This is a genomic window from Streptomyces yangpuensis (genome assembly GCF_001005295.1).
Taxonomy (GTDB): domain Bacteria; phylum Actinomycetota; class Actinomycetes; order Streptomycetales; family Streptomycetaceae; genus Streptomyces; species Streptomyces yangpuensis.
Genome location: NZ_LBMK01000014.1, coordinates 1 through 4,428 on the forward strand (window position 1 = coordinate 1; position 4,428 = coordinate 4,428).

Genomic DNA, 4,428 nt, shown 5'->3' on the forward strand with positions numbered 1-4,428 from the left:
CTGTTGAGTTCTCAAGGAACGGACGCTTCCTTTGTACTCACCCTCAGCAACATCTGCTGGGGCTTTCCTCCGGGCTTTCGTTCTACTGTCTTGCGTTTCCGACTCTATCAGACTCTTTCGTGTCCGATTTCCTCGGCGCTTTCCAGGCTTTCGCTTTCGCGTTTCCCTTTCCGGCGGTTCCGACTCTATCAGAAGTTCTCCACCGGATTTCTCCGGCTTCGATTCCCGAATGAAGAGTCGACTGTCCCCACTTGAATGTGAATCCTTGTGGGGGCTGCTGCCGAGCGCTTCAGCTCCAGGCAACTGTTCAACTCTACAACCGTGCCTGGGAGGAGTCAAAACGACCCTCCCCGCCCAGCTGCGGCCCAGTTCAAGCAGGGCCGGACCGGTGCCTGCTCCCCGCCCACCACCTGGTGGACCTTCCAACAGTCCTGCAGATCCGCGTCTACCCCACCGCTGGGGTGGCACGTCCGCGACGATCGAGGAACGGGTCTACGAGACACCCGCCTCGTCCGCAGGTGACGGATGTACCTACCGGAGGCGAAGGCCGACGGGGGTTGGCCTTCGCCTGGGCCGAAGATCACCACGCCGTCGCACTCCGAGCTCGGCCAGACCTTCGCCGTCCTCGCCCGAGCTCAGCAGATCACCGACCAGGTCCGATCCCTGCTGCACGAGTACTACCCGGTCGCCCTCGCGGCTTTCGAACCCTGGAAGAACGGCCTCTCACGCGTACGCAGCGACAAACCGTGCTCGCCCCTCCTGGTCCAGCTGGTGGCCGTCTGCCCCGAGGCAGTCGAGGAAGCACTGGCACGCCGGCTGCACAGCGCAACCTCTGCAACCGCATGATCTGCCAGCGCTCCACCCGATGAGGGGGCACGGCGGCCGCCCAATCAGCAGCCGCATCTCACCGGCAGCGGCCTTGTGCTGGTTGGAGCAGAGTTCTCCGAGCAGCGTGGGGTGGCGGGATGGCGGACCCGGTCCGGGTTCGCGGGCTGACAGGGCAAGAGGGCCAGAAACTCCAGCACATCGTTCGGCGGGGCAGCACGAGTTCGGTGCGGTTTCGGCGAGCGCTGCTGGCGTCGGCCGGTGGCAGCACGGTCCCGGTCATTGTCCGCCTGGTGCAGGCGGACAAGAACACCGTCCGCAACGTGATCCACAAGTTCAACGAGATCGGCCTCGCTGGGCGGAAGGCCGTCCCCGCCTTATCAACCGTGACGGCGAGGCTTCGTTGTCCCTACGGCCACCACCCGCCCGACCGTGCTGGGCAAGCCCTTCACCCGCTGGTCGATCCGCAAGCTCGCCGATCACTTACGCATGAACACTGCCCGGCCCGTCCGGATCGGCCGGGAGGCACTGCGGTGCGGTACCTACTGGCCCGCCGCAGGGCGCGCCGACCAGATGCGGGGAACCAACCGACGCCGCAAAGGCATCGACCACACCTGACACCTGGGCCGCCCTGAGATGTCGACGGTCACGCATTTCCCCACGATCTACATGATCGGCGTCACGTGATTCCCCACCCGCACGGTCACGCTTCCCCAGGGGGATGGCGGCTGCCAGTGGATGCCCAATGGCAGGACCCGAGCCCGTCTCGACCTGCTGTTCACATGAACGGCAGGTCGACCGGCGGCCATGGGTAGCCCAGTCGCTCGGCATCATGCGAGCCTCCCCAGACCTCGGCGGTGGCACGGGGATCGCCTGCGGTCAGCTGCGCTGCAAGGCGCTCGGCCTGGTCCGATGGGTCGTCTGCGGAGATCGGCAGAGTCATCCCGAACTGGATCCAGGGCAGATCCGTATCGGGCCCGTTAGGGGGGTGCATCAGGATGACGTGGATTTGGTCGGGTTGCTTGCGGGAGGCCCAGACGTCTTGCAACTCGCACTCCCACCGGAGGAGCCAGTCCCCGCGTCCCCTCAGCCCCGCCTCAAGCAGCCGCGCAACTGCTCCTGCCGGCCACTCCCAGCTGCGGTCCACTCCGGCTCGCAAGACTTCAGCCTCGTACTGAGCTGCGCTGAACCGAAGCTCCGGCAGGGCGACGTCCGGGTTGGCCATGTCGCGCCAACCCGCCCAGACAACATGATCCCCGTCACGCGTGACGGTCATGTACAGGGCACCGCAGCACTCCTCCGCGCCGCACCCGGACCAAGCGAGACGGACCTTGTGGGGCGTCGCGGTGGCATACAACGGCCCGTCCCGGTCCAACAGATACCGGGGGCCTACTCCCAGGTACCGGGAGCCTCCCACGCCGCCAGGGAGCACACCGGCCAGAAGGTCCCCGCCATTGACGATGGGGCGGACCTCCACGCCGCCCTCGTCGGGCGGTGGGCACACGATGCTCAGGCTGAGAAGGTCCGGTTGCATGGTCATCGGCCAATGGTCGTGGAGCCAGCCACAGCTGTCACGTGAGTTCGCGTGGCCCTGCCCGGGTCGGTAGTTCAGGCTGCTTCAGGCACGCCGGCCTCCGGCCACCCCTCCGGAACGTCGGGAGGACAGCCTGGGGAATTGCGCGATCGTAGCCCTGGGGAATTACGTGACCGGCCACATGAACGATCCGGGCGGCTCGCTCGGACGGCGCTCCCCTCTACGTGATCCTCGACAGGTGGGCGGGCGGGAGCGAGGTCGAACCGTGCTTCACCCCGACCTGCGCGTCCTGGGCCAACCCCATCGAGGCACAGTTCGGACCGCTACGGCAGTTCACCCTGGCCAACCCGCACCATCCCAACCACACCGTCCAGACCAGGGCCCTGCACGCCTACCTGGGCTGGCGCAACCAGAACGCCCGCCGCCGCGATTGTCCTCGCAGCCCAACCACGCGAACGTGCCCGCGCCCGCCTCAGCGAGAAGGAAATCGCTGAGGCGGGCGCCAGCTGAAGGCCGCGTGACCGTTCTGACGGCACCGGCAACACTGCGGATCGCCACGCCGACCCCGTCACGAAGTGCCTCTGTGACGGGCACCCCGGTCCTGGCAGCAGCCGAGGGCACCTGCCGGGCTGACCGGCACGCCGCCGGAGCCGTTGCAGAGGGGCTCCAGGCCAGGCCGGACCCGACCACGCGCTCGGACGCTCCCGAGGAGGCCGGTGAACGAAGGCACACCTCGCCAGCGACGGCCATGCACGCTCCCTGGCACCGCGCGCCCCCGCAGGCCAGGCGGGCGACGCCCCGGCCTTGGAGAGCGTCATGGCCAGCCCCCGTCTTCCGCGAAGCGGCCAGGGAAGACCGACCGAGGAGTCGACCCCCGATGCCGTCCGGGCGGACCGCGCGTACTCATCTCGCGCGATCCGAAGTCACCTCCCCCGACGTCAGCGAACTGCCACCCTGCGCGTTCGCAGGCCAGGAGCCCGTGCCGACGATGTGCGCCACGCGCCCGAACGCCTCAATGATGGGGACGGTGTCCTCATTCGGGTACTCGTCGTCCTGAGCGCTGTCGATCCTCGACGGAAGTGCCTCCCGCTCCACCGCGGACGACACATGGACAGGGCTGTCCTCATTGCCGTCAGATCTACCCACAGCTCGGGGACTCGCCCACGTCGCCGGACTGGGCCCGCGACGTCTTCACTCCTCTGACGGAGTTCTTCCGAGCCGCGGCCTCGGGCGGCCACGCCCTGGTGATCTGGCTGGACTGAGACGGAGCCTCCGGCCGCCGGAGGTCAGAGGTTGACGCGTTTGAGGTAGACCCGGCTGCGGTGCAGGATGGTCTGGTACCAGACCATGAGGTGTTCGTCCTCGTACGTACGGAGCCGCATCGGGTGGGGATCCTCGTAGAGGCTGCCGTCCTTGGGGTCGATGGCCATCGCGGCGAGGTCGACCAGGCCGTCCATGACGGCGCCGACCAGCTCCTGCTGGGCCGCGGGCATGTCGCCGAGCACCCACAGCCGGCTGAGGTCGCACTCCCAGGCCCAGCCGCTGTCGTTCTCCACGCCCTCGCCGCGCCGAGTCACTGACCGATCTCGCGCTGGGCCTCGGCCAGGATGCGGCTGCTGGTCTCCATGGCGGCGCGGAACTGTTCCTCTGTGGCGCCGGGATCGCCCGCGATCCGCTCGGCTTCGTGCAGCGCCGCCGAGCGGGCCGGCCAGCGGTGGATCGCCACGTGCGTGGCCCACTTGATCAGGAAGAACCGCAGCGGGTTGATGGCGCCCGTCTCCGCCGCACGGTCGAAGGCCTCGTTGCATTCCTTGTCGAGCACGGCCAGGTTGGCCATGTCGATCCGGCGTACGGCGTCCCGCAGGGCTTCCCGTGTCATCGCCGGCTGGGGGATGAGAGGCCCGCCGTCTTCCAACTGCTGTGCTGTCATCGTTTCCTCCAGGGGAACGCGGCCAGGATACCCAGCCGGGTCCCAGAACCTGGTGGTGAACGCAGAAAAGCCCCGCACCATGACGGTGCGGGGCTTTCCCACAATGATTGTTCGGCGGCGTCCTACTCTCCCACAGGGT

At 67.7% G+C, this 4,428-nt stretch carries 4 protein-coding genes and 4 pseudogenes; 5 read left to right on the forward strand and 3 right to left on the reverse strand.

The annotated features are described in order from the left end of the window. From AAT21_RS39585 to AAT21_RS36395, 3 genes and pseudogenes are all read left to right on the forward strand, one after another. The coding region (locus AAT21_RS39585) for a hypothetical protein (RefSeq protein ID WP_235439321.1) at positions 1 to 233 on the forward strand (233 nt) is incomplete at its 5' end. 355 nt (positions 234 to 588) lie between these two features. Beyond that, positions 589 to 729: pseudogene (locus tag AAT21_RS39590) on the forward strand (IS110 family transposase); the annotation flags it as partial. Positions 730 to 965: 236 nt separating this feature from the next. Further along, positions 966 to 1,362, forward strand: a pseudogene (locus AAT21_RS36395) (IS630 family transposase); the annotation flags it as partial. 241 nt (positions 1,363 to 1,603) lie between these two features. Here AAT21_RS36395 and AAT21_RS34255 read toward each other — a convergent pair. Next, positions 1,604 to 2,365 carry a hypothetical protein gene (locus AAT21_RS34255; protein ID WP_046780908.1) on the reverse strand — a complete coding sequence of 254 codons (762 nt, stop codon included), beginning with the start codon at positions 2,363 to 2,365 and terminating at the stop codon, positions 1,604 to 1,606. 179 nt (positions 2,366 to 2,544) lie between these two features. Here AAT21_RS34255 and AAT21_RS39595 point away from each other — a divergent pair. Together AAT21_RS39595 and AAT21_RS39600 are read left to right on the forward strand one after the other, a co-directional pair. Then, positions 2,545 to 2,869: pseudogene (locus AAT21_RS39595) on the forward strand (IS630 family transposase); the annotation flags it as partial. Positions 2,870 to 2,981: 112 nt separating this feature from the next. Continuing rightward, positions 2,982 to 3,298: pseudogene (locus AAT21_RS39600) on the forward strand (transposase family protein); the annotation flags it as partial. Positions 3,299 to 3,645: 347 nt separating this feature from the next. Here the strand turns inward: AAT21_RS39600 and AAT21_RS34265 are convergent. Both AAT21_RS34265 and AAT21_RS34270 read right to left on the reverse strand, forming a co-directional pair. Beyond that, positions 3,646 to 3,915 (reverse strand): hypothetical protein, encoded by a 270-nt coding sequence (locus AAT21_RS34265; protein ID WP_157879839.1) that lies wholly within the window; start codon positions 3,913 to 3,915, stop codon positions 3,646 to 3,648. A gap of 17 nt (positions 3,916 to 3,932) precedes the next feature. Continuing rightward, positions 3,933 to 4,289, reverse strand: a complete 357-nt coding sequence (locus tag AAT21_RS34270; RefSeq protein ID WP_030834221.1) for a hypothetical protein — start codon at positions 4,287 to 4,289, stop codon at positions 3,933 to 3,935. Positions 4,290 to 4,428 lie beyond the last annotated feature (139 nt).